This is a genomic window from Streptomyces sp. NPDC043812 (assembly GCF_056436245.1).
The window spans coordinates 17607-38159 of record NZ_JBWKCY010000027.1 but is presented as its reverse complement, the minus strand read 5'-3'; the positions used below and the strand labels follow the sequence as shown (position 1 = coordinate 38159).

The following is a 20553-nucleotide window of genomic DNA, read 5'->3' as shown; positions in this document are numbered from 1 at the left end:
GCGCACGGCCGGTGACGTGCCCCCGGATCGTCCGCCACCGTGCGCGGATTAGGCTGACCGGCATGAACTCCCTTACCGTGAACGGCATTTCGATCGGCTACGACGACCGCGGTCCGGCCGACGGCCTGCCTGTCGTCCTCGTCCACGGGCATCCGTTCAACCGCAGCATCTGGGATCCCCAGGCCGTCGCGCTCACCCGCGCCGGATACCGCGTCATCGCCGCGGATCTTCGCGGTTACGGCACGAGCCAGGTCGTCCCGGGCACGACACCGCTGTCCGTGTTCGCCGAGGACACCGCGGCGCTGCTGGACCGGCTGGGTGTCGAACGGGCCGTGGTCGGGGGACTGTCGATGGGCGGTCAGATCACGATGGAGTTCCACCGGCTGTTCCCGGAGCGCGTACGGGCCCTGATTCTGGCGGACACCTCACCGGCTGCCGAGAGCGACGAGGGCAAGGCGGTGCGCAACGCGATGGCGGACCGGCTGCTCGCCGAGGGGATCGGCGGGTACGCGGACGAGGTGATCGACCGGATGATCGCCCCGTACAACGTCACCGGCACCCCCGAGGTCGCCCGTCATGTCCTCGCCATGATGCGGGCCACCGCTCCGGAGGGCGCCGCCGCCGCGCTTCGCGGGCGGGCCGAACGCCCCGACTACCGCGCCTCGCTGGCCGGGGCGTCGGTGCCCGTGCTGGTGGTGGTCGGCGCGGACGACACGTACACGCCGGTCACCGACGCGCGGGAGATGCACGCCCTGCTGCCGGACGGGACGCTGACGATCGTCGAAGGGGCGGCGCACATGCCGAACCTGGAGCGCCCGGCGGACTTCGACGCGGCGCTGCTGGACTTCCTGGGGCGACTGCCGAGGTAGCGCAGGCGGGGTACGTACCCCGCCTGCGCGCACTCCGCCACCTACCAGGTCGCGCCCGCGACCTGGCGGGTCGTGGCGTTGAGCCGGTTGAACAGGTTGGTCACGCCGATCATGAGCGTGATCGCGGCGAGCTGGCGCTCGTCGTAGTGCCTGGCAGCCTCGTCCCACACATGGTCGGGCACCCCGTCGGACGAGTCGGCCAGGCGGGTCGCGGCCTCGGTGAGGGCGAGCGCGGCGCGTTCGGCGTCGTCGAAGAACGGCGCCTCACGCCAGGCCGCGAGGGCGAAGAGCCGCTGGTCGGTCTCGCCGGCCTTGCGCGCGCTCTCGGCGCCGCCGACCACGCAGTAGCTGCACCCGTTGATCTGGCTGGCCCGCAGATGCACCAACTCCAGTGTGGAATGCGGCACTCCGCCCTTGCGGGCAACCTTGAGCAGATCGAGGACGGGCTGCACGGCCTCGGGAAGGACGACCGCGGGGTTGTTCATACGAGCCTTCATCGTTGCTCTCTCCTCATGGCTTCTTCGTTCCTTGTCCGTCACTGCACTGACGGATCGGGGAGGAGGGATGTGACGAGTTCGGGGCAGTGAATGCGAAAACTTTCTCGCGAGGATCGAGGACCGGGGGGACCCGTCAGCCGCGGCCGAGGAGATCGGTGACCCGGATGAACCCGTCGGCGCCGTGGCCCCGTTCGACGACGCGGCGGGTCAGGCTCTCGACCGCGCGCATCACACTCGCGTCGATGCCGTGGGCCTCGGAGGTGTGGACGATATGCGCGATGGACGATGCCGCCGAGGTGATCGGGTTGCCCTCACCGGAGAAGGTGCCGGCATCCACCTCCTCCGCGGTCGCCTCGAAGAGCGGTGGGAGGATCGCGCCGATCCCCTTGGCGAACGGTGCGAGCTCCCGCGCGGTGACACCCTCCGCCCGCGCCACCGCCAGGGCGTGCGCGTAGCCCGCCATCGCCGTCCAGAAGATGTCGAGAAGCGCGATGTCGTACGCCGCTGCCCGGCCGATCTCCTCACCGAGGTGCGTGTGGATGCCGCCCAGCGCGTCCAGTACCGGCCGGTGCTCCCGGTAGAGCTCCTCCGGACCGCTGAGGATGAACACCGCGTCGGGCGTTCCGATGGTGGTGGTCGGCGTCATGATCGCACCGTCCAGGTATCGGATGCCGTGCCCGGCAGCCCAGTCCGAGGCGTCACGCGCCCGGTCGGGGGTGTCGGCGGTCAGGTTCACGACGGTGCGTCCCTTGAGCGCATCAGTGACCGCGGCCCGCCGCAGAATGCCGTCCACCGCTTCGTAGTTCACCACGCAGACCACGGTCAGCGGGCTCGCCGCGACCGCCTCCTCGGCCGAGAGGGCGCCGACCGCGCCGCGCTCGACCAGCTCCCGGTCCCTGCCCGGTGTCCGGTTCCAGACCGTGGTCCGCAGGCCCGCGTCCAGGAACGCACCGGCCAGGGACCGGCCCATCGGCCCCAGACCGAGCACGGTGACGGCAGACTGTTCGGAGTGCATGGACATGGCTCAACTCCCGTGAAAATGCTGTTGATTGGTGACGGAAGGACAAAGATGACGCGCAGTCGTGCCCAGGACCCGAATGTCTGCGGGGTAGCTGCCGCGATCGCAGTGATCGACGGAAAGTGGAAGACCGTCCTGCTGTGGCTGCTGGAATCCGGCCCGCACCGCCCCGGCGAACTGCGCCGGCGGCTGCCGGGTCTGAGCGAGAAGGTGCTGACGTCGGCGCTCCGCGAGATGGAGGCCGACGGCCTGGTACGCCGGGAGGTGTACGACGTTCTCCCGTTGAGGACCGAGTACTCGCTGACCGCGTTCGGCCGCGAGCTGTCGGAGGCGTTGGGGCCCGTTTCCGACTGGGGCCACCGCCGCTTGGAGAAGATGACCGAGACCCCTACGGCCTCCTGATGTGACGCCACCTCCGTTCCGCCCGGATCAGGCGCTCTGCCGACCGCCCGTCACCAGGCTCGCCCTTCCGGCACACGCTGCCAAGTACCCACAAAAAGGTGGGTACGGCTGCGGGTGCTCCTTCGGGAGAGGTCGTCTCGCCTTCGGGTGGAGGCCGCTCAACGCGCAGCGGCGTCGGTGAGAATCGCCTGCAGTCGCGCGCGGCACTCGGCGACGAACGCGGGGTAGGTGTGCCAGTAATAGGAGATTCCGCTCACGCCTACCGCGATCGCCCAGGCGCGGGCGCGGGTCCAGGTCGCATCGTCGAGGTCCAGGGTGTTCCAGTAGGCCTCTCGTGCCTGGGGCGGCAGGTCCCAGAGCGTCGCGTGCTCGGCGTCGGGAAACCCGACCGAGAGGCCACCGAAGTCGATGACCGCGTGCAGCCTGCCCTCCCGGACCAGGAGGTTGGTGGGCTTGAGGTCGCCGTGGAGCCACACTTGAGGTCCGGAAGGCTCAGGCAGTGCGAGCGCGGCTCGACACAACTGTTCCAACGTCTCGACGTCGAGCTCGAGACCCACGGTGTTCCGGCAGTCCTCGAAAGAGGTGCTGATCCACTGGTCGCATGCCTGCAGGCTGCCCCCGCGGTACCAGCTGAGGTCATCCGCGCGCGTCGCTCCCATGAGGTCGATGCTGTGGAGCTCCCGCACGACCCCTGCCAGGTCGGCTCCGAAGGCCGCCCAGTCCCGGACGGTGTCCGGGCCGGCTTCGGCACCGTCGATCCAGCGGTGGACCGACCAGACGACCGGGAAGGCGTCGGTGGGTGTCCCGGCGTGGACCGGCTCGGGGACAGGACACGGGAGGAGGGGTGCCAGGCGAGGAAGCCACACCTGCTCCTTCCGCACGGACCGTCCGTTGTCCGGGGTTCGTGGAAGCCGCACGAGGAGGTCGTCGCCCAGCCGGTACATGACGTTGTCCGTGCCCGCGCCCGCGGCCGACAGCGGCAGGTCGGCCCACTCCGGGCGCTGTGCCTCCAGCAGCGAGCGGACCAGCGCCTTGTCGACCGAGATCTCATTCCGGTGAAGCGTCACCTCGGAAGTGTCTTCGCCGGACGGCGCGGAAGCCAGTGACTTTCCGCCGGCGTCGGCCCTTCCTGCGAGGGCTCGTTGGCAAGGAACACCCCGTTGCTCGCCGACGCCGGTGGCCACCGAGCCGTCGTCGATGCGCGCGGCCACGCCGCCCGCCCCGTCCCCGAGCAGCTCTACGGGTCCATGGGCTTCACCGCGTACACCCGCACCCACACCTACGTCGGTTCGAAACCGACGTAGGTGCGCACTTCGAGTCCGGGAACGTCCCGGTAGAAGGCGAGCGCCTGTTCGTGGTCGTCGACGGCGATGAAGCACTGCGCAGGCTCGAGATCCACGCGTTTCACGCTACGGGCGGGGGCCGTGTTTCGCCTTTTCCGTTCCTGACCGGCCGGGTGTGGATCTTGGCGATGCAGGCCGGGATGGCGGCGCCGTGCTCGTGATCGCGGTCCCGGTACGCGCTCGGGCTCTCGCCGACCAGCTCGGTGAACCGCGAGCTGAACGAGCCGAGCGAGGTACAGCCGACCTCCATGCAGACCTCCGTCACCGTCAGGTCGCCACGCCGCAGCAATGCCTTGGCCCGTTCGATCCGGCGGGTCATGAGATAGCTGTACGGCGTCTCGCCGTAGGCAGCGCGGAAGCTGCGCGAGAAGTGACCCGACGACATGAGGGCGACCTGCGCCAGCGCCGCTACGTCCAGTGGCTGCGCGTAGTCGCGGTCCATCAGGTCACGGGCCCGGCGCAGCCGGACGAGGTCGGGGAGAGGGACGCGAGGCACATTGGGCACGCTACAGACCCCCCGGGAAGCTGTACAAACCAGGCACATCCACGCTACGCATCTCGAGCGGCTTCCCGAGCCGCCCGCTCCAGCCTGCTTCGATGCTTCTCCCACCACGCCGCGTCGCCCGGCGGCATGCTGTCGTTGCCCTTGTTCATTCCCACGGCGCCGTCCATCAGTTCCCGGATGATGTCGGCGTGCCCGGCGTGCCGGTGCGTATCGGCGATCACGCGCACGACGGCGTGGTGCAACGTCACCTCGTTCCTGTCGCCGGGCCACCACGGCACCTTGCCGATCGTGTCCAGGGCCAGTGCGTCGATCGTCGCGTCCGCGTGCACCCAGGCCCGGCGGTAGAGCTCCACGATGTGCTCGCGTGACTGGTCGGCGGTGGCCCACATGTCCCCGTTGTCCTCAGCGCCGTCCTCGAGCCAGGGCAGCGGCTCGCCGGAGGGTCGTCCGAAGGTGTCGCCCAGGTAGCCCAGTTCCACTCCGGCCGCGTGTTTCACCAGGCCGAGGAGGTTCGTGCCGGTCGGCGTCAGCGGTCGGCGGACGTCGTACTCCGAGAGCCCTTCGAGCTTCCACAGCAGGGCATCGCGGGCGGACTGCAGGTAGAAGTGAAGGTCGGCCTTGGCATCCGATGCGGTCATGGGGCCAGTCTGCCCGACACTCCTGCGCATCCATCCGGGCTTCCGGTACGCGGAGTTGTGCGGGAGCGGGCCCCCTGGATCTGTCCCGGTCGTTCGGGCATCGGGGTGCGGATCGTGGCGGGAAGGGTTGCGCAGGTCGATGCCGAAGGCGGCGGCTGCACGACTGCATCTCGCGGAGGAGTCTCTCGTATTCCCCGCAGCGAGCAGATCGGAGATCATGAACCATGCGCCCGGATGACTGGCACCTCACCGAAGACGTCGACGACTTTCTCGCCGGAGCCGGAGAATTCCTGCGCTCGCGACCAGCCCTGCACACCATGTCTCTGTCGGTGACCGAGAAGCTACGCACACTCGGGGCGGCCGCATACGGCGCCGGAGTCCCCGTCTTCGGCCGGCTGGAGCGAGCGGGCGAGGTCGGTGCCACCTTCTACCGCTTCCCGTCCCGCGGCCTGAGCGTCACCTCTCTCACTCCCGGGCAGGCCGACACCCTTGCCGCCCACCTGGTTGCCCTCGGGCACTCCCTTCCCTCCGTCACCGCGGACCACAGCACCGCCACTGCTTTCGCCGAAGCCTGGCAGCGGTACACAGGCGCAACGCCGACGCTCCGCGTTCGGCTCCACCTGTACCGCCTCGGCACGCTCACCCCGCCGGAGCCGGTCCCAGCGGGCCGGGGGCGGCTCGTGGGCGAGCGGGACCGTGAGCACCTCATGCGCTGGTGCCGTGAGTTCGCCGCGGATGTCGGGGAGGTCGTCTCCATCGACGCCGCTTCCTGGGCCGGCACCCGCTTCGCCGAGAAGCGCTATACCTTCTGGGAGACCCCGGACGGCGCGCCCGTCTCCATGGCGGGCGTGAACCCGATGGTCGGCGGCCAGGTCCGGGTGGACCCCGTCTACACCCCGGCCCACCTACGCGGCCGAGGCTACGCGGGCGCCGTGACGGTCGATGTGAGCCGGGCCGCGCTGGCCGCAGGCGCCACGGAGGTCGTGCTGTTCACGAACGCGGCCAATCCCACCAGCAACGCCCTCTACCAACGCATCGGATACGTCCCGGTCACCGACTTCGTTGTGTACGACTTCGCGTATGCCGAACCGGGAGCCGGCCGGTAAGGCGAAATCCTCGGCGTCCACCAGCCGGCCCTCATTCGGCGCCGACCAGGTGCGACGACCGTGGGCGCGGCGGATGTCCGGTACAACGAGGCCGCGTTCGCGGCTCCTCAGTCGATACAGAACTCGTTGCCCTCGATGTCCTGCATCGGGATGCACGAATCATTGCCGTCATACAGCGTTCGCACGTGTACCGCGCCGAGCGGGACCAGTCGTGCGCATTCGGCCTCAAGTGCGGCGAGGCGCTCTTCACCCACGAGTCCGGTGCCGACCCGCACGTCAAGATGCAGCCGGTTCTTGGCGGCCTTCCCTTCGGGGACGCGCTGGAAGTACAGTCGCGGGCCCACACCTGAGGGATCACTGCAGGCGAACCATGAATCCCGCTGCTCAGGTGGCTGCGAGCGATTGAAATCGTCCCAAGTGGCAAACCCCTCCGGTGGCGGCGGTACGACGTACCCCAACACCTCGCACCAGAAACGAGCGAGGCGCTCAGGTTCTGCGCAGTCGAAGGTGACTTGGAACTGCTTGATCGACGTCATCGGCCCACCATATGGGCGCGTGCTGCTCACCGACATCCTGCGTTTCATCGCCGTGCGGGTCGAGGTCTCGCGGGACATGAGCAGCGCCAACGGACCAGATCGCCTGAGGTGGTGAGCGAATCGGACCAGATCACCTGAGACAGGGGCCGATTCGCCTGAGACGGGACAACGGCAGTCAGTCGCAGAGCAGGTTCAGTGAGACGCAGGCCCGGATCGGACCGTCTTCGGTGAGATCGGAGCAGGTCGCCGAGGCAGGACAGAGACGGGGTGGAACGGACACGCGTGCTGAGCCTCACCGCTCGGGCGCACGTGGTGTGGAACACTATTGCAAGCAGTTGCTTGCAATAGTTAGCACGGTTGGGGCACCATCAACACATGGCATCGCTCAACGTCGGCAATCTCGGTGAGTATCTCCGCGAGCAGCGGCGCAGCGCGCAGCTCTCGCTGCGTCAGCTCGCCGACGCCGCCGGGGTGTCCAATCCGTATCTGAGTCAGATCGAGCGAGGGCTCCGCAAGCCGAGCGCGGAAGTGCTCCAGCAGGTCGCCAAGGCCCTGCGGATCTCCGCCGAGACCCTGTACGTCCGTGCCGGGATCCTCGACGAGCAGGAGCGGGACGAGCTGGAGACGCGCGCCGTCATACTCGCCGACCCCTCGATCAATGAGCGCCAGAAGCAGGTGCTGCTCCAGATCTACGAGTCGTTCCGCAAGGAGAACGGGCTCGAGACCACGGACACCACCGAGGACACCACCGCTGACGGCCCCCGCACGGCCGACGCGGGCGATGCCGATCCGAAGACCGACTGAGCACGAACCGATCTGCGTTCCGGGAGGACGACAGTCATGGCCATCACCGATGACCTGCGCAAGACCTTCAGCGACCCGACTCCCCTCTACTTTGCGGCCGGCACCGCCGATCTGGCCGTGCAGCAGGCCAAGAAGGTGCCCGCCCTGCTCGAGCAGCTCGCCGCCGAGGCGCCGGGCCGATTCGAGGCGGTGCGCAACGCCGACCCCAAGGCCGTGCAGGACAAGGTGACCGCGCAGGCCAAGGAGGCGCAGGCCTCCGTCCAGGCCAAGGTCACCGAGGTGCTCGGCAGCCTCGACACCGATCTGAAGAAGTTCGGCGAGAACGCCCAGGACTTCGCGCTGCGCGGTGTCGGTGTGGCGGCCGAGTACGCGGTCAAGGCCCGTGAGGCGTACGAGAAGGTCGCCGAGCACGGCGAGCAGGCCGTGCGGGGCTGGCGCGGCGAGGCGGCCGAGGAGATCACCGAGATCGCCGTCGCCGTCGAGCCGGACCCCGCGAAGCCCGCGGCTGCGCCGGAGGCCAAGCCCGCCGAGGCCAAGTCCGAGAAGCCCGCTCCGGCGCGCAAGCCCGCCGCGCGCAAGCCCGCGGCCAAGAAGGCCACCCCCTCGGCCGGCAAGTGACAACGGGCTGACGGGCGCCGCGGCGACGCGGCGCCCGTCAGTCGCTCACGTCATCGCGCAGGAGGCGCCCTCGGAGGTACCTTGGCCGCGAGCGACACCAACCCACTGACTAGGCGGTGCTGAGGATGCTGAGCGCAGGTTTCGACTTCGGGCTCTGGTTGATCATCGATCTGGTCTTCCTCGTCACATCCGTGACTGCCCTGGTCATGGCTGCCATGGCGCGCGAGGACGCCTACCGTGCCGCCGACAAGAAGACGAAGTCCTTCTGGCTGATCATTCTCGGCCTCACGGTGGCGGTGAACGTGATTCCGTTCGTCTCCCTGCTGTTCCTGCAGATCGCCGGACTCATCGCGACGATCGTGTTCTTCGTGGACGTGCGACCCGCGCTCCGTGGAGTGTCCGGCGGTGGCCGTCGCGGCGGCTCCAGCAGCGACGGTCCGTACGGCCCCTACAACGGCGGCCGCTGACCACTCAGCCGCGCGCGCCGTTCCGGCTCAGCAGCAGCACTGCCACGTCGTCCGTCAGCTCGCCGCCGTTCAGCTCGCGCACCTCGCCGACCGCCGCCTCCAGCAGCGCTTCGCCGTCCAGGCCCGCCGCCAGCTGCCGGTTGATCATCGCAACCATGCCGTCCTGACCCAGCCGCTGCTTGGTGTCCGGGCCCTGACGGCCCTCGATCAGCCCGTCCGTGTACATCATCAGGCTCCAGGCGCCGCCGAGCTCCACCTGGCGGCGCGGCCAGCGGGCGCGCGGCAGCAGACCGAGCGCCGGGCCGCCGTCGTCGTACGGCAGCAGCTGGGCCGCTCGCCCGTGGCGGGCGATCAGGGGCGTCGGGTGGCCTGCCAGGCAGAGTCCGGCACGTCGGCCGTCCGGCGCGATGTCGACCGTGCACAGCGTCGCGAAGATCTCCTCGCTCTCCCGCTCGTGCTCCAGTACCTGCTGGAGGGTGGAGAGCAGCTCGTCCCCGCAGAGTCCGGCGAACGTCAACGCCCGCCAGGCGATGCGCAGTTCCACACCGAGTGCCGCTTCGTCCGGGCCGTGTCCGCAGACATCGCCGATCATGGCGTGGACGGTGCCGTCCGGGGTGCGGACCGTGTCGTAGAAGTCGCCGCCGAGCAGGGCGCGGGACCGCCCGGGGCGGTAGCGCGCGGCGAACCGCAGATCGGAGCCGTCCAGCAGGGGGGTGGGCAGCAGTCCACGCTCCAGGCGGGCGTTCTCCTGGGCGCGCATCCGGGACTCGGCGAGCTTGACCTGTGCGGTGTCGGCGCGTTTGCGCTCCACCGCGTACCGGACGGCGCGGTTGAGCAGCCGGCCGTCGAGCTCCTCGCGCACCAGATGGTCCTGGGCGCCGACCCGTACCGCCTCGGCGGCCAGCTCGGCGTCGCCGGATGCGGTCAGGGCGAGGACGGCGTGGCGCGGGGCGAGACGCAGCACATGCTTGAGCGGCCCCAGCTCGTCCTCCTGGACGCGGCCGGGCAGCGCGAGGTCGACGAGGACGCAGTGGACGTCGTCGGTGAGCAGCCGCTCCGCCTCGGTGAGGTTCCGTGCGGTGCGGATGCGCACCCGGGTGCCGGATGCGTCGAGCAGCTCCGGAACGCTGAAGGTGCCCGCGGGGTCGTCCTCGATGACCAGGAGCGTGAGGTCGCCACTGCTGGTCGTCCCACCAGGGGTGGTTTCCGCGACGGGCACGTTCCTCTGTCGCGGTACGGGTACGGGCATCGGTCCTGTTCCTTCCCTCCCCCCGAGGGCGCGGCGGGACGTCGAGCGACGTCCTGCCAGACGGGGACCATAGCGGTATGCGGCGGCCGAACGGAATGCCGATCAAAGAAGAGCCGATGGCATATGCCGCGCATGGGGAGGTAGTTGCCCACCGGGCAATGACGAACATCACGCCGGGCCGACCGCCCCGTCCGATTCGCCCGATCTGCCGCGTGGTGCAGGTCACTTGCGCAGGGCGCGCCGTGTCGCGTTCCTCCGGGGCGGCCGCGGTCCGTGCGACGGACATCACGCCGCGCCGGAGCCGGCGGTCGCCTCCGGCGACCGCCGCACACCTCACTTGTCGGGGCGCACGACCCCGAGGATGCTCATCGAGCCCGCGCCCGCGACGGTCACGTTCCGGCCCGGCCGGGGAGCGTGGATTATCGCGCCGTCCCCGACGTACATGCCGACGTGGCTCGCGTCGGCGTGGTAGATGATCAGGTCGCCGGGGCGCATGTCCTTGATGGCGATGCGGGGGAGCAGTCGCCACTGCTCCTGCGAGGTGCGCGGGATGCCACGCCCGGCCGCCGCCCAGGCTTCGGAGGTGAGCCCCGAGCAGTCGTAGGAAGCCGGGCCCTCCGCTCCCCAGACGTAGGGCTTGCCGAGCTGGGCGGTGGCGAACTCGACCGCCTTCTTGCCCTGTTCGCTCGCGCGGCCGTTGATCTCCTTGAGCACGCCCGAACTCAGCCACTGCGTCTGCGCGGTGTACTGCGCGTGCTGCTCCATCTGGAGGAGTCGCTGCAACTCCTCCTTCTCCAGCTTGTCCTCGAGCTTCTTCGCTTCCGCGATCTTGGTCTTGATCTCTTTCCTGGCCTTCTCCCGCTTGACCCGGCTGGCCTCCAGCTTCACCCACTGGGCGCTGGCGTCCTTGCTGTATGCGGCCAAGTCCGCCTGGGTGCGGTTCAGTTCCGTGAGGAGATCCCGGGTGGCCTTGTGGCCCTGCTGGATGCGGCCGACGCCGTCCAGGAAGAGCTGGGGGTCGTCGACAAGCGCGAGCTCGGCCTCGGGCGGGAGCCCGCCGCCGCGGTACTGGGCGCGGGCGGCGGCGCCCGCGCGGTTCTTCAGGTCCGCGATGCGGGCCTGGCCCTTGGCCATCTGCTGTGCCAGCTTCACGATTTCGTCGGACTGCTTCTCCGCGCGCTCCTCGGCGAGGTTGTACGCGTCGGTCGCGGAGGCCGCCTGGCGGTAGAGGGCGTCGATCTGCCGCCGTACCGCTTCGAGCGTCGGATTCGGCGGGGGAGGTGCCATGGGGCCGGGCACGGTGACGGAGGCCGGGGCCTGCGGCGCGGGATCGGGGCTCGCGAAGGCCTGTCCCGGCACGGCGAGCACGGTCAGCGCGCAGACCACGGCGATCGCGGCAGCAGTGGCACAGCGGCGTCGGTTCACGACTCCCCCTCCGGGCGAACGCCAGACAATGTATATGTGATTTACCGTCAGTAACTTGCGCGTGACGTCGTGATGGTGTCATGACGTCCGCAAAAACGACAGGGTTGACCGGCAGTTCGTCCCCCCGTGGATATCCCCACCCCGGCGATGTCTGCCGCTCGTTCCCCATCGTCACTGACGAGCGGCCCCGTCCCTGCGTTCCCGTGCGCGCAATGTTCACCCGGGACGGTGCTCCGATCGGCCCAAACCGGGGTGTCTTCGCCCGTGACGGTGGTTCAGGGCGTGCCGTGCGTCATCCGCCGGCGGGCGCGAGCGCCTCCCAGGCGACCGTGATCTCGCCCTGCCGCCATCGCCTCCGGTCGTCGCGCAGCGGCCAGTCGACGGCCAGATCGACGACCGCCTTGATCCATCGCTGGCGGGCGCCCAGCGACGCGTAGGGCGCCGCCGCCGCCCACGCCCGGTCGAAGTCCCGCAGGAAGGCGTGCACCGGCTCGCCCGGCACGTTGCGGTGGATGAGGGCCTTGGGCAGCCGCTCCGCCAGGTCGGAAGGGCGCTCCAGGGAACCGAGCCTGGTCGCGAACGTCACCGTGCGCGGTCCCTCGGGCCCGAGCGCCACCCACACATGACGCCGTCCGATCTCGTCGCACGTGCCCTCGACGAGCAGCCCGTCAGGTGCCAGCCGGCCGCAGAGCCGGGACCACACTGCGGTGACCTCCTCCTCGTCGTACTGGCGCAGCACGTTGGCGGCCCGGATGAGCAACGGCCGTTCGGCCGTCGGTACCTCGAATCCGCCGTGCCGGAACGTGAGTCCGGGCTGCTCGTACGGCTTCGCCGCCGCGACCCGCGCGGGGTCGATCTCGATACCGACGACCTCGCACCGCGGATCGGCGGTGCGCAGCCGCTGCAGCAACTCGACGGCGGTCCAGGGAGCCGCCCCGTACCCGAGGTCGACGGCGACGGGCGCGTGCACGCTGCGGCGCAGCGCGAGGCCGTGCGTCGCGGCGATCCAGCGGTCCATGCGGCGCAGCCGGTTGGGGTTGGTCGTCCCGCGGGTCGCGGTGCCGACGGGACGGTTCATGTCACCGAGGGTATGCGCTTCGCCGTGCCCGTCCGCGGGGTGCCTGCCCGGTCCGCGGCGGACCGTGGCGGTCTCGCCGTGGCCGGGTCCGACGGGCCTGCGCGGTGGAGCCGCAGGGTGGCGTCCTTGCGGCGGACGCGCCTGCCGAGGAGGGGGGCCAGGGTGTGGCCGGGCAGGGGTCGCCGCCCCGGCGCCGTGCGCTGCGCATCGCCCCGACGGGGTAATGATTTGGCAAAGTGGGCGCCGTCCGGAAATGGAAGTGTTCGCTCCGCTGTTGTCAGCCGTGGCGGGACCCCCCATCCCGCAGCTTGTCGTGCCCGCAGCGAGAGGACCGCCGACGTGAGCCAGTACGTCTCCCGCCTCGGCAGCAGCCGGATGGCCCCGCGTCTCCGGTTCCCCGGCGGCCATCGCAAGCCGCGCAGGGTCGCCATGCTCAGCGTCCACACCTCCCCGCTGCACCAGCCGGGCACGGGGGACGCGGGCGGCATGAACGTCTACATCGTCGAGCTCGCCAAGCGGCTCGCCGCCATCAACATCGAGGTGGAGATCTTCACCCGGGCCACCACCGGTGGTCTGCGGCCCGTCGTGGAGCTGGCCCCGGGCGTTCTTGTGCGGCACATCGACGCCGGCCCCTACGAGGGCCTGGCCAAGGAGGATCTGCCGCCCCAGCTCTGCGCCTTCACCCACGGCGTGATGCAGGCATGGGCGGGGCACCGGCCGGGCCACTACGACCTCGTCCACTCCCACTACTGGCTCTCAGGCCATGTCGGCTGGCTTGCCGCCGAGCGCTGGGGCGTCCCGCTCGTGCACGCCATGCACACCATGGCCAAGGTCAAGAACGCCGCGCTCGCCGAGGGCGACACCCCCGAGCCGGCGTCCCGCGTCATCGGCGAGACGCAGATAGTCGACGCTGCGGACCGGCTGATCGCCAACACGGCGGAGGAGGCGGACGAACTGGTCCGCTTCTACGACGCCGATCCGGCGAAGGTCGCCGTCGTCCACCCGGGCGTCAACCTGGACGTGTTCCGTCCCGGAGACGGAAGGAGCGCGGCCCGCGCCCGGCTCGGCCTGCCGCAGGACGCCTTCATTCCGCTCTTTGCCGGCCGGATCCAGCCTCTGAAGGCGCCCGACATCCTTCTCCGCGCGGTCGCCCTGCTGCTGGAGCGTGACCCGTCCCTGCGGCAGCGCATCTTCGTGCCGGTCGTCGGCGGCCCCAGCGGCAGCGGGCTCGCCAAGCCCGAGGGCCTGCAGAAGCTCGCCGCGCGGCTCGGCATCGCGGATGTCGTCCACTTCCGTCCCCCGGTGGGGCAGGCGCAGCTCGCCGACTGGTTCCGGGCCGCGTCCGTGCTGGTGATGCCGTCGTACAGCGAGTCGTTCGGGCTGGTCGCCATAGAGGCCCAGGCGGCCGGAACGCCGGTCGTGGCCGCCGCCGTCGGCGGCCTCCCGGTGGCGGTGCGCGACGAGGAGACCGGATTCCTCGTCCCGGGGCACGACCCGGCGCACTACGCGGACGTGCTGGCGAGTTTCGTGCGCGACCCGTCGCGGACCGACCGGATGGGGCGGGCCGCGGCGCGGCATGCGCAGTCGTTCGGCTGGGGCACGGCGGCGTCCGCGACGGCGGACGTGTACTCGGCCGCGATGTACGAGCACCGCCACCGCACGCGGTCGCCACACCTCTGACGTACGCTCCCCCCATGGCGGACGTGGACGAGCAGCAGGTGGCGCAGGTCATCGAGCAGAGCTTCAAGGACGCGGAACTGGAGTGGGAGAGCCCCGAGAAGGGGTCGTACGTCGTCAAACTCCCCGGTACGCGCAAGCTGTCGACGACCTGTTCGCTCCTCGTGGGCAAGCACTCGCTCTCCATCAACGCCTTCGTGATCCGCCACCCCGACGAGAACGACGCCGCCGTGCACCGCTGGCTGCTGGAACGCAACCTGAAGCTGTACGGGGTGAGTTACGCGATCGACCGGCTCGGCGACATCTATCTCGTCGGCAAGCTCCCGCTGTCCGTGGTCACCGCCGAGGAGCTGGACCGTCTGCTCGGCTCGGTCCTGGAGGCCGCGGACGGTTCCTTCAACACGCTGCTGGAGCTGGGATTCGCGAGCGCGATCCGGCGCGAGTACGCGTGGCGGGTGTCGCGCGGCGAGTCGACGCGCAATCTGGACGCGTTCACGAATCTGACCCGGCGCCCCGCCAACTGACAACCCGGCCCCCTCTGTCGATCGGTCACCGCCCCGTGCCCCTGCGCCCTGTCCGGGCGGGCAGGGCGTAGGCGGGTAAACCGGTGCGCGGACCCTTCCGCGCGCCCGGTCGCCGTGGCATGCTCACCGCCGACGCAGATATGAACCCAGTTCACATCCTTGGAAGGTGGGTCATGGGGACCGATCACCGTGCCATCAGCAGACGCACCCTGCTCGGCAGCGCCACGGCCGTGGCGGCCGCCGTGGCGACCGGCGGCCTCACCGCATCCCCGGCAGCGGCCTCGCCCGCGCACCCGGCCTCGGACTCGCCGCTGTGGCGCGAGTACCGCCGCGCGCCGTACACCCACCCCCAGATCCCGTACGTGGGACGGGCCGGAGCACGCGCGGGAGCGACGCGCCTGCCACGCCGCCCGGTCAGGGCGAACGTCCTCACGTACGGGGCGAAGGGGGACGGCTCCGCCGACGCCGCCCCCGCGATCAACCGTGCCGTCGCCGCTGTGGGCGAACGCGGCGGCGGCACGGTCCTCATCCCCGCCGGCACGTACCGCATCGACGACGTCATACGTATCGGCCACAGCAATGTGGTGCTGCGCGGCACGGGCAGCGGGCGCACGAAGCTCGTTGCCACCAAGCACCTCACCGACCTCATCGGCGTCTACGGCTCCCGCTACGGAGGCGACAAGTCCTCCTGGTCGTGGGCGGGCGGCCTCATCTGGCTCTGCCCCACTGCCCGTTGGGACTCCCTCACCGGTGCGATCAAGGCAAAGGCATGGCCCTTCGAGGGCTGGACGGGCAACAAGCGCGACGAATGGACCACCCTCGCCAGGCCCGCCCCCGCCCGCCGCGGCGACCGCACCGTCACCGTTGCCGACGACTCGAAGCTGTGTGCCGGACAGCTCGTCCTGCTGCGCCTCGCCGACGACGCGGACCACACCCTGCTCGAGCACATGGCCGGTGACGGCGAAGGCGCCCGCTCCTATGTCTGGGACGACAAGACGAAGTTGACGTCCTACGTCCCCTACGAGTGGCCGGTCCGGATCACTGCCGTCAAGCGCAACAGGATCACCCTCGAACGGCCGCTGCCCCTGGACGTACGCCCCGAATGGGACCCGCGCATCACCACCCTCGTCGCTCCCCTCACCGGCTCCGGCGTCGAGGGGCTGACCCTGGAGGCGGTCGAGACACCGCAGTCGCCGCATCTGCTCGACAAGGGCTACAACGGCGTCACCTTCCAGTGCGCGTACGACTGCTGGGCCGACGACATCACCGTCCGACACGTCGGCAACGGGTTCGGGCTCGTCGCCGCCTCCGCCTGCACCCTGCGTCGCACCCGCGTCGAGGGCCGCGGCTCCCACCACCCCTACTTCTGCCGGGAAGGCGCGCACGACAACCTGATCGAGGACTTCACGATCGCGCAGCGCACCGTCCCCGCGCCCGCCGGGACCCAGCTGCACGGCATCAACGTCGAGGGTCTGTCCAGTTACAACGTCTGGTCGCGCGGTGTGATGGAGATGGGCACCTTCGACACCCACCGCGGCATGCCGTTCGCCAACGTGCGCACCGAGATTGCTGTGAACAACAACGGCCGCCACGGCGGCGACGCCAGCGCCGGACCCCTGTACGGAGCCCGGTTCACCCACTGGAACGTGACGGTCACCAACGAACGCGCCGGACTCGTCAAGATCGACGAGATCGCCCCGTACAGCGCGACCGTCGCCATCAGCACCGTCCGCGAATTCGACCAGACCGATGTGCCGGACTTCGCCGGGGCGCTCCACTCCCGCCTGGAGGCCTACGGATCACCGGGCAGCGTGCGCCCGGCGAACCTCTACGAGGCGCAGCGGGCCCTGCGCTGCTGACCGCCGTGCGCCTCCGGCCGGCGCGCCCCGCTCCGCATGCGGGACGCGCCGACCGGATGCACGATCGAAGGCATGAGCGACAACGGGGGCGCTCCGGGAGCCGGCACCGCCGTGCGCCCGCACGGCGCTCCGAACCAGTCGGTGGCCCTGGCGGCAATGCTCTTCGCCGTATCCATGACGTTCATCGACCAGACGATCGTCTCCATCGCCGCACCCAGCATCATCGAGGAACTCGGCCTCTCGTCCTCCGGGATGCAGTGGGTGGTCAACGCCTATCTCCTCACCCTGGCCGCGTTCTTCGCCCTCGGCGGGCGGCTGGCCGACATCTTCGGCCGACGGCGGATGATGCTGATCGGCACGCTGATCTTCGTGGTCTCGTCCGTGCTGTGCGGCTGTGTTCCCGAGGGCGACTTCGCGCAGAGCTGGCTCATCATCTTCCGGGCGACCCAGGGCGTCGGCGCGGCACTGATGTTCCCAGCGGCCCTCGCCGTCGTCATCGCGGTCTTTCCCGTGGAGAAACGCGGGCGGGCCCTGGCCCTGTTCTTCGGGCTGTCCGGTGCGCTCACCGCCGTCGGTCCTCTGCTGGGCGGCTGGCTCACCGACTGGACCTGGCGCGCCATCTTCTGGGTCAACGTGCCCGTCGCCGCCATCGCGATCGTGCTCACCGTGCTGGCCAGGATCCCCGAGAGCCGTCGCCCTGAACGGCTCGACGTCCCCGGCGCGGCCCTGGTGGCCGTCGGCATGGGGCTGAGTGTGCTGGGCCTGCAGCAGGCCTCCGCGTGGGGCTGGAGCAACGTCGCGACGTGGGCCTGCATCGTCGGCGGACTGGTGGTTCTCGCGTGGTTCTGTGTGTACGAACTCGGCGTCGAGCAACCGCTCATCAGACTCCAGGTGTTCCGCGACCGGGCGTTCGCCGTCGACAACCTGGTGCTGTTCTTCGCGATGCTGGCCTTCGTCCCGGTGTTCTTCTTCGCCTCCGTGTACGCGCAGGTCTCGCTGAGCGCCTCGCCGAACCAGGCGGCGCTGTTCCTGCTGTACTTCTTCATCGGGTTCGGCATCGCGTCCCAGTGGGGCGGCCGGATCCTCGACAAACGCGGTGCCCGGCCGGCGATGAAGCTCGGCACGGCACTCGGCGCCGTCGGATTCGCCCTGTGGGCCGGCGAACTGACGAACCTGTCGATGCACGACCAGTGGCTGTACGCGGCCATGGCGGGCGCGGGCATCGGTCTGCTGCTCGCGCCGGCGTCGACGGACGCGGTCAACCGCGCGATCGGTGCCTCCTACGGTGAGGTCACGGGCATCACCCAGACCGTGCGCAACTTCGCGGCCAGCGTGGGGATGGCCGTCTTCGGCACGATCCTCACGCACGTCAACACCGACCGTGTGGTCGAGACGCTCACGGCCAAGGGCGTCCCGGACGCGGCGGCACAGGAAGCGGCCCGGTCGGTCGCCGAGGCCGTCACCGGACATCCGGACGCCCAGGAGCCGAGCGGTGGCGGCCCCGTGGCGTCGGTGATGCGCGACTCGATGAACGCGATCCGGCTCGACTTCGCGGAGGCCAACCAGTGGGTGTTCTACGGGATGGCCATCGCGCTCGGCATCGCGTTCCTTTGCTCGCTGCGGCATCCGGGCACGCGGGTGACGGACGAGAAGCCCGTCGACGCGGCCCGGGGCGGTGCGCAGGCTCCGTAGGCAGGAGCCGGCCCGCGAGTTCGGAGCCCCGTACGGGATGACCTCAGCCGCCGACGGGCTCGGCCTTCTCGGCGGCCGCCTTCGCCGCCTCCGTCCGCTCGACCTCCACCGGTGCGTGGTTCTCCGCAAGTGCGCGCCGCAGCAGGACCGAGTAGCCCACGGCCGCCACAGCACCGATCACCGCGCAGCCCATCCACAGCACGTCGGGACCGGGGCCGTCCACCACCCAGCCCGCCAGAATCGGGGCGACGAAACCCGCCACCGCCCAGGACATGCCCATCACGCCCTGGTAGCGGCCGCGAGCGTGCTCCGGCGCGAGGCGGGCGGTCGCGGCGGCGTTGGTCGGGACGTGCACCATCTCGCCGATCGTCCACACCACCACGGTGGCCGCGAACACCAGGGGCGCACCGGCCAGGGCCGTCGCCCCCGTCCCCGCGGCGAAGAGCAGGGAAGAGACGGTGAGCAACGCGGCCGGCGAGCGCCTGTCGGTGATCTTGTTGACCAGTAGCTGGAACGCCACGATCACGACACCGTTGACTGCGATGACCATGCCGTAGGAGTCGGCCGACAGTCCCTCCGCGGCCATGGTGAGCGGCAGACCCACCCACGGCGCGGTGAAGATCAGGCAGACCAGCAGGTTGAGCAGGACGAGGGTCCGGAACGGTGCGTCCTTCAGCACGTCGAGCACGGTCACCTGCTGCTCGGGAACCGTCCCGGTGCCCGTCGGCAGTTCCGGACGGGTCTCCGACAGTCGTAGAAAGACGATCAGGGCGCACAGGGCCGTCGCCAGGGCGTCGACGACGAACAGCGTTCGGTAGCCCAGGAAGATCGCGGCGCCGCCGCCGAGTGCGGCGACGGCGAAGCCCAGGTTGAGAGCCCAGTAGTTCAGCGCGTATGCCCGCCGCAGTTCGTTCTCGGGCACCATGTCCGCGATCATCGCGCTGATCGCCGGCCGCACGGCCTGCATCGCCACACCCATCAGCAGCACCACGACCGCGATGCCCCAGGCGCTGCGCACCAGGGCGAGCGCGGCGGCGCACGCCGCCCCGGCCAGGTGCATGGAGATCATCGTCGGCCGCCGCCCCCACCGGTCGGTGAGCATGCCGCCCAGCGGCGACCCCGCCACGCCACCGAGGCCGTGCAGTGCGATGACGAGACCCGCGTACCAGGCCGAGTAGCCGAGCTCCTGTGTCAGGTAGAGCGACAAGAAGGTGAGCACGAACGCGCCCGTCCGGTTCACCAGCGTCGAGGTCCACAGCCACCAGAAACCCGGCGGCAGGCCCGCGACGGTCGTACGCGCTGCGCGTCTGAGCGAAGCGATGGACATACGGGAGCCCCCCACGTGGCTGTAATGGTCCTTATCGGCATCCGCAAATTACAGAGCGAAGGGTTCCGGCCGCCACTCAATTGACGGCGAGCGTCAATCGAGTCCGCTCCTCGGGCACGCGCGCGAGGCGCTCGCGGTGTCGATTAGGCTCGGGCGCATGGCCGACGCACCGTACAAGCTGATCCTCCTCCGCCACGGCGAGAGCGACTGGAACGCGAAGAACCTGTTCACCGGCTGGGTGGACGTCAACCTCACGGAGAAGGGCGAGAAGGAGGCAGTCCGCGGCGGTGAGCTGCTGAAGGACGCCGGCCTGCTCCCCGACGTGCTGCACACCTCGCTCCAGAAGCGCGCCATCCGCACGGCGCAGCTCGCGCTGGAGTCCGCGGACCGCCACTGGATCCCGGTCCACCGTTCGTGGCGCCTCAACGAGCGTCACTACGGTGCACTGCAGGGCAAGGACAAGGCCCAGACCCTGGCCGAGTTCGGCGAGGAGCAGTTCATGCTCTGGCGCCGCTCGTACGACACCCCGCCGCCGCCCCTCGAGGACGGCACGGAGTTCTCCCAGTCCGACGACCCGCGTTACGCGACGATCCCGAGCGAGCTGCGTCCGCGCACCGAGTGCCTCAAGGACGTCGTGGACCGCATGCTGCCGTACTGGTACGACGGCATCGTCCCCGACCTGCTGGCCGGCCGCACGGTCCTGATCGCCGCCCACGGCAACAGCCTTCGCGCGCTGGTCAAGCACCTGGACGGCGTTTCCGACGCCGACATCGCGGGCCTCAACATCCCCACGGGCATCCCGCTCGTCTACGAGCTCGACGCCGACTTCAACCCGGTCAAGCCGGGCGGCACGTACCTCGACCCGGCCGCCGCGGCGGCGGCGATCGAGGCCGTGAAGAACCAGGGCAAGAAGTAGCAG

General features: G+C 70.2%; 22 protein-coding genes and 1 pseudogene. 12 read left to right on the top strand and 11 right to left on the bottom strand.

Annotation, left to right across the window (positions count from 1 at the left end):
• The first annotated feature begins 62 nt into the window (after nt 1-62).
• A complete protein-coding gene (locus tag AC067Z_RS31070) occupies nt 63-869 on the top strand; it encodes an alpha/beta fold hydrolase (RefSeq protein WP_478792982.1) in 807 nt (268 codons plus the stop codon).
• A gap of 41 nt (nt 870-910) precedes the next feature.
• On the opposite strand, the gene AC067Z_RS31065 is transcribed toward AC067Z_RS31070, so the two are convergent.
• Both AC067Z_RS31065 and AC067Z_RS31060 read right to left on the bottom strand, forming a co-directional pair.
• Nucleotides 911-1366 (bottom strand): carboxymuconolactone decarboxylase family protein, encoded by a 456-nt coding sequence (locus AC067Z_RS31065; protein WP_478792981.1) that lies wholly within the window; start codon nt 1364-1366, stop codon nt 911-913.
• Between the two features lie 133 nt (nt 1367-1499).
• The gene (locus AC067Z_RS31060) at nt 1500-2387 is read right to left on the bottom strand and encodes an NAD(P)-dependent oxidoreductase (protein WP_478792980.1); all 888 of its coding nucleotides are present in this window, start codon (nt 2385-2387) and stop codon (nt 1500-1502) included.
• Between the two features lie 48 nt (nt 2388-2435).
• Between AC067Z_RS31060 and AC067Z_RS31055 the strand changes: the two genes are divergently transcribed.
• Nucleotides 2436-2786 carry a winged helix-turn-helix transcriptional regulator gene (locus AC067Z_RS31055; protein ID WP_478792979.1) on the top strand — a complete coding sequence of 117 codons (351 nt, stop codon included), beginning with the start codon at nt 2436-2438 and terminating at the stop codon, nt 2784-2786.
• 158 nt (nt 2787-2944) lie between these two features.
• On the opposite strand, the gene AC067Z_RS31050 is transcribed toward AC067Z_RS31055, so the two are convergent.
• Nucleotides 2945-3853, bottom strand: coding sequence for an aminoglycoside phosphotransferase family protein (locus AC067Z_RS31050; protein WP_478792978.1), 909 nt, complete (start codon nt 3851-3853; stop codon nt 2945-2947).
• Nucleotides 3854-3946: 93 nt separating this feature from the next.
• Here AC067Z_RS31050 and AC067Z_RS31045 point away from each other — a divergent pair, with 93 nt between their 5' ends.
• Nucleotides 3947-4090, top strand: coding sequence for a hypothetical protein (locus tag AC067Z_RS31045; protein ID WP_478792977.1), 144 nt, complete (start codon nt 3947-3949; stop codon nt 4088-4090).
• On the opposite strand, the pseudogene AC067Z_RS31040 reads toward AC067Z_RS31045, so the two are convergent.
• From AC067Z_RS31040 to AC067Z_RS31030, 3 genes and pseudogenes are all read right to left on the bottom strand, one after another.
• Nucleotides 4075-4185: pseudogene (locus AC067Z_RS31040) on the bottom strand (VOC family protein); the annotation flags it as partial. The gene AC067Z_RS31045 and the pseudogene AC067Z_RS31040 overlap by 16 nt on opposite strands.
• 5 nt (nt 4186-4190) lie before the next feature.
• Complete coding sequence (locus AC067Z_RS31035; protein WP_478793050.1) at nt 4191-4571, bottom strand: helix-turn-helix transcriptional regulator; 381 nt, start codon at nt 4569-4571, stop codon at nt 4191-4193.
• Nucleotides 4572-4678: 107 nt separating this feature from the next.
• The gene (locus AC067Z_RS31030; RefSeq protein ID WP_478792976.1) at nt 4679-5272 is read right to left on the bottom strand and encodes a DinB family protein; all 594 of its coding nucleotides are present in this window, start codon (nt 5270-5272) and stop codon (nt 4679-4681) included.
• Nucleotides 5273-5496: 224 nt separating this feature from the next.
• On the opposite strand from AC067Z_RS31030, the gene AC067Z_RS31025 reads away from it, so the two are divergent.
• Nucleotides 5497-6378 (top strand): GNAT family N-acetyltransferase, encoded by an 882-nt coding sequence (locus tag AC067Z_RS31025; RefSeq protein WP_478792975.1) that lies wholly within the window; start codon nt 5497-5499, stop codon nt 6376-6378.
• Between the two features lie 107 nt (nt 6379-6485).
• On the opposite strand, the gene AC067Z_RS31020 is transcribed toward AC067Z_RS31025, so the two are convergent.
• Complete coding sequence (locus tag AC067Z_RS31020; protein ID WP_478792974.1) at nt 6486-6914, bottom strand: VOC family protein; 429 nt, start codon at nt 6912-6914, stop codon at nt 6486-6488.
• 375 nt (nt 6915-7289) lie between these two features.
• On the opposite strand from AC067Z_RS31020, the gene AC067Z_RS31015 reads away from it, so the two are divergent.
• The 3 genes from AC067Z_RS31015 (at nt 7290) to AC067Z_RS31005 (ending at nt 8803) form a co-directional block, all read left to right on the top strand.
• Nucleotides 7290-7718, top strand: a complete 429-nt coding sequence (locus AC067Z_RS31015) for a helix-turn-helix domain-containing protein (RefSeq protein ID WP_478792973.1) — start codon at nt 7290-7292, stop codon at nt 7716-7718.
• 36 nt (nt 7719-7754) lie between these two features.
• Entirely contained in the window at nt 7755-8336 is a 582-nt protein-coding gene (locus AC067Z_RS31010; RefSeq protein ID WP_478792972.1) for a hypothetical protein, read from the top strand.
• Nucleotides 8337-8461: 125 nt separating this feature from the next.
• Nucleotides 8462-8803: a DUF2516 family protein gene (locus tag AC067Z_RS31005; RefSeq protein WP_478792971.1), complete on the top strand. Its 342-nt coding sequence runs from the start codon at nt 8462-8464 to the stop codon at nt 8801-8803.
• A 4-nt stretch (nt 8804-8807) separates the two neighbouring features.
• On the opposite strand, the gene AC067Z_RS31000 is transcribed toward AC067Z_RS31005, so the two are convergent.
• The 3 genes from AC067Z_RS31000 to AC067Z_RS30990 form a co-directional block, all read right to left on the bottom strand.
• The gene (locus AC067Z_RS31000; RefSeq protein ID WP_478792970.1) at nt 8808-10052 is read right to left on the bottom strand and encodes a PP2C family protein-serine/threonine phosphatase; all 1245 of its coding nucleotides are present in this window, start codon (nt 10050-10052) and stop codon (nt 8808-8810) included.
• 333 nt (nt 10053-10385) lie between these two features.
• Nucleotides 10386-11477 carry a C40 family peptidase gene (locus AC067Z_RS30995; protein WP_478792969.1) on the bottom strand — a complete coding sequence of 364 codons (1092 nt, stop codon included), beginning with the start codon at nt 11475-11477 and terminating at the stop codon, nt 10386-10388.
• 292 nt (nt 11478-11769) lie between these two features.
• On the bottom strand, nt 11770-12555 hold the full coding sequence (locus tag AC067Z_RS30990; RefSeq protein ID WP_478792968.1) for a class I SAM-dependent methyltransferase: 786 nt from the start codon (nt 12553-12555) through the stop codon (nt 11770-11772).
• A gap of 339 nt (nt 12556-12894) precedes the next feature.
• Here AC067Z_RS30990 and mshA point away from each other — a divergent pair, with 339 nt between their 5' ends.
• The 4 genes from mshA to AC067Z_RS30970 all read left to right on the top strand — a co-directional run bounded on the left by mshA (nt 12895) and on the right by AC067Z_RS30970 (nt 18307).
• Nucleotides 12895-14235 (top strand): D-inositol-3-phosphate glycosyltransferase, encoded by a 1341-nt coding sequence (gene mshA / locus AC067Z_RS30985; RefSeq protein WP_478792967.1) that lies wholly within the window; start codon nt 12895-12897, stop codon nt 14233-14235.
• A gap of 14 nt (nt 14236-14249) precedes the next feature.
• Complete coding sequence (locus AC067Z_RS30980) at nt 14250-14756, top strand: type III secretion system chaperone family protein (RefSeq protein WP_478792966.1); 507 nt, start codon at nt 14250-14252, stop codon at nt 14754-14756.
• A gap of 173 nt (nt 14757-14929) precedes the next feature.
• On the top strand, nt 14930-16615 hold the full coding sequence (locus AC067Z_RS30975; RefSeq protein ID WP_478792965.1) for a glycosyl hydrolase family 28-related protein: 1686 nt from the start codon (nt 14930-14932) through the stop codon (nt 16613-16615).
• 72 nt (nt 16616-16687) lie between these two features.
• A complete protein-coding gene (locus AC067Z_RS30970; protein WP_478792964.1) occupies nt 16688-18307 on the top strand; it encodes an MFS transporter in 1620 nt (539 codons plus the stop codon).
• A 43-nt stretch (nt 18308-18350) separates the two neighbouring features.
• Here the strand turns inward: AC067Z_RS30970 and AC067Z_RS30965 are convergent, their stop codons facing one another.
• A complete protein-coding gene (locus AC067Z_RS30965) occupies nt 18351-19634 on the bottom strand; it encodes an MDR family MFS transporter (RefSeq protein ID WP_478792963.1) in 1284 nt (427 codons plus the stop codon).
• A gap of 157 nt (nt 19635-19791) precedes the next feature.
• Here AC067Z_RS30965 and AC067Z_RS30960 point away from each other — a divergent pair, with 157 nt between their 5' ends.
• Nucleotides 19792-20550 (top strand): phosphoglyceromutase, encoded by a 759-nt coding sequence (locus AC067Z_RS30960; RefSeq protein WP_478792962.1) that lies wholly within the window; start codon nt 19792-19794, stop codon nt 20548-20550.
• Nucleotides 20551-20553 lie beyond the last annotated feature (3 nt).